This window comes from Methylobacterium sp. WL116 (assembly GCF_008039455.1).
GTDB lineage: Bacteria > Pseudomonadota > Alphaproteobacteria > Rhizobiales > Beijerinckiaceae > Methylobacterium.
Genome location: NZ_VRUV01000515.1, coordinates 1 through 3250, shown reverse-complemented (window position 1 = coordinate 3250; position 3250 = coordinate 1). Strand labels below are relative to the sequence as shown.

The 3250-nt window shown below is 74.1% G+C and carries 3 protein-coding genes; 2 read left to right on the top strand and 1 reads right to left on the bottom strand.

Annotation, left to right across the window (positions count from 1 at the left end):
• Together FV223_RS23790 and FV223_RS23780 are read left to right on the top strand one after the other, a co-directional pair.
• On the top strand, positions 1-916 hold a 916-nt coding region (locus FV223_RS23790), incomplete at its 5' end, for an efflux RND transporter permease subunit (protein ID WP_187276230.1).
• A gap of 14 nt (positions 917-930) precedes the next feature.
• Positions 931-2649: an efflux transporter outer membrane subunit gene (locus FV223_RS23780; RefSeq protein ID WP_246687952.1), complete on the top strand. Its 1719-nt coding sequence runs from the start codon at positions 931-933 to the stop codon at positions 2647-2649.
• Positions 2650-2677: 28 nt separating this feature from the next.
• Here the strand turns inward: FV223_RS23780 and FV223_RS23775 are convergent.
• A partial coding sequence (locus FV223_RS23775; RefSeq protein WP_246689778.1) for a methyl-accepting chemotaxis protein occupies positions 2678-3250 on the bottom strand: 573 nt, incomplete at its 5' end.

Sequence of the window (3250 nt, the reverse complement as noted above, 5' to 3'; positions counted from 1 at the left end):
CCCCTCGACCACCGCCGCGGCCGACGCCAGCACCAACGCCGCCGCGGTCGCGTCGGATTCGGCCCGGAACGCGGCCGCCAACGCCATCGCCGCCTCGAAGGGCAGCGCCTCCTCGAGCGCGCCGGTCTCGTCCGCGGTCGAGACCATGGTGCCGCTCTCGGCCTTCACCCGGGTCGAGACCGGCAACGCCCCGGTGCAGGTGAGCCACCAGGGCCTGTTCGTGGCGACCACGATCTCGTTCAACCTCAGCCCCGGCAAGAGCCTGTCGGACGCCACCGTCGCGATCGACAAGGCGATGGCGGAGCTGCGCCTGCCGGCCACCATCCACGGCGAGTATGCGGGCGCGGCCAAGAACTACGTCGCCTCGGCCTCGCGCCAGCCGCTGCTGATCCTGGCCGCGATCCTGGCCGTCTACGCCATCCTCGGGATCCTGTACGAGAGCTTCGTGCACCCGGTCACGATCCTCTCGACGCTGCCGTCGGCGGGCATCGGCGCGCTGCTGGCGCTGCTGGTGACCGGCACCGAGTTCACGATCGTCGCGCTGATCGCGGTGTTCCTGCTGATCGGCATCGTCAAGAAGAACGCCATCATGATGATCGACTTCGCCCTCGACGCGGAGCGGACGCGCGGCGCCAGCCCCCGCGACGCGATCTTCGAGGCCTGCCTCTTGCGCTTCCGGCCGATCATGATGACAACGCTGGCGGCGCTGCTCGGCGCGGCGCCGCTGATCTTCGGCGGCGGCGAGGGCTCCGAGCTCCGCCGCCCGCTCGGCATCGCCATCGCCGGCGGCCTGATCGTGAGCCAGATCCTGACCCTGTACACCACCCCCGTCGTCTACCTCTGCCTCGACCGCCTCCGGCACCGGGTGAACGCCCGCCGCCGCGGCGGCGCGGCGGCCCTGCCGGCGGGGGAATGATGCGGTTCCGATCGATGCAGGACGGGGTCGGCGCACCCCCCTCTCCCCGCGCGCGGGGAGAGGGCCGCGACGACCTCGTCGTCGGCGCGGCGAGGCGGCAGCCGACGGTGAGGGGGCGTATCCGGATGCGCCTCGTCCTGCCCGGCCCCCTCACCTTCGCTTCCGCTCGCCGCATGCACGACGCGGTGCATGCGGCCCTCTCCCCGCGTGCGGGGAGAGGGGATGCGCACCCAGCTTGGCGCCATGTCCTGAGGACGGGCGGTCTCGTCGCCCTCACCACCGCCCTGTCGGCCTGCGTCGTCGGCCCAGACTACGCGCGCCCGTCCGTCGAGACGCCGCTGGCGTTCAAGCAGGGCGGCGCCCGCGAGGATTCGGTCGCCTTCGTCGCGTCGCGGAAGAACTGGCGCCCCGGCCTCCCCAACGACGCGGCCGAGCGCGGCGACTGGTGGCGGGTGTTCAAGGACCCGGCGCTCGACCGGCTGATCCGCCTCGTCGACGTCGACAACCAGAGCCTGCGCCAATCCGTGGCGAACTACCGGCAGGCGCGGGCGATCGTCGAGTCGGCCCAGGCCGCGCTCTACCCGACGGTCATCGGCGCCCCGAGCATCACCCGCTCGCGCACGCTGGGCTCCGAGCGCACCTCCGTGTCGATCCAGGGGCAGGCGAGCTGGGAGCTCGACCTGTTCGGCCGCATCCGCCGGACCATCGAGACCGAAGCGGCCCTGGCCCAGGCCGACGCCGCGACGCTGGCGCTGACGCGCCTGACCATCCAGGCCGAGGTGGCCAACAACTACCTGTCGCTGCGCTACGCCGATTCGCTGGTGCGGGTGCTCAACGCCAACGTCGAGAACTTCAAGCGCACGGTGGCGATCACCGAGAACCAGTACAATGCCGGCGTCGCCGCGCGCTCGGACGTGATCACCGCGCAGACGCAGGTGCAGACCACCCAGGCCTCGGCGATCGCCGCGACCCTCACCCGCGCCCAGTTCGAGAACGCGATCGCCACGCTCGTCGGCCGCCCGCCCTCGGAGCTGTCGCTGCCGGTGGCGCCGCTGGCGCTGGTGCCGCCCGCGGTGCCGGTCGGCATCCCCGCCGCCCTGCTCGAGCGCCGCCCGGACGTGGCCCAGGCCGAGCGCACCGTCCAGGCGCAGAGCGAGCAGATCGGCGTCGCGGTGGCCGCGCTCTATCCGACCGTGACGCTCTCGGCCTCGGGCGGGATCTCGGGGCTCACCAGCAACGGCCTGCTCTCGGCCGCCAACCAGGTCTGGGCGGTGTCGGCGGCCGGCAGCGAGGTGCTGTTCGACGGCGGCGCGCGCTCGGCCGCGATCACCGCCGCGCGGGCGGCCTACGACGCGGCGGTGGCGAACTACCGCCAGACCGTGCTCGCCGCCTTCGCCGACGTGGAGAACGGCCTCGTCGGCGTGCGCATCCTCGCCCGCCAGCAGGTGGCGCAGGACGAGGCCGTGACGCTGGCCCGCCGCGCCGTCGAGATCACCCTGAACGAGTACCGCGCCGGCACCCAGAACTTCACCACCGTCGTCACCGCCCAGGCGCTGCAGCTCAACAACGAGGTCGCGGCGCTGCAGGTGCGGCTCGCCCGCTTCACCACCGCCGTCGGCCTGATCCGGGCGCTCGGCGGCGGCTGGGACGCGCGCGCGCTGCCGAGCGATGCCGAGCTGAAGGGCCCGCGCCTGCCGATCGACCTGTCGCCGGCGGTGCACCCGGACGAGTAGCCGGCCCGTCACGCAAGGCCTGACGCCGTCAGGCGGCGCGCACCGTGGCGAGGAAGCGGTCGACCTCCGCGCCCAGGTGCCCGGATTGGCGCGACAGCGCACCGGCCGAGGTCAGGACCTGGGCGGCGGCGGCGCCGGTCTCCTCGGCCGCGCTCGCCACGCCGGCGATGGTGCTCGTCACCGCGCCGGTCCCCGTCGCCGCCTGGCCGACGTTGCGCACGATCTCCCGGGTCGCCGCGCCCTGCTCCTCCACCGCCGCCGCGATCGTCGTCGCCATCGCGTCGATGTCGCGGATGCGGCGGGTGATCGCGGCGATCGCCTCCACCGCCTGGCCGGTCGCGCCCTGGATCTGCGTGACCTGGCCCGCGATCTCCTCCGTCGCCCGGCCGGTCTGGGCGGCGAGCGCCTTGACCTCGGAGGCCACCACCGCGAAGCCGCGGCCGGCCTCGCCGGCGCGCGCCGCCTCGATGGTGGCGTTGAGCGCGAGCAGGTTGGTCTGGCCGGCGATGTCGGCGATCAGGCCGACGACGTCGCCGATCCGCCCGGCCGCCCGGCTGAGGGCGTCGACGAGCCGGACGGTGTCGTCCGCCTGCGCCACGGC

What these genes read in the sequence shown, in the direction of transcription:
- FV223_RS23780 (WP_246687952.1), top strand. Translation starts at nt 931, where the DNA reads ATGCAGGACGGGGTCGGCGCACCCCCCTCTCCCCGCGCGCGGGGAGAG.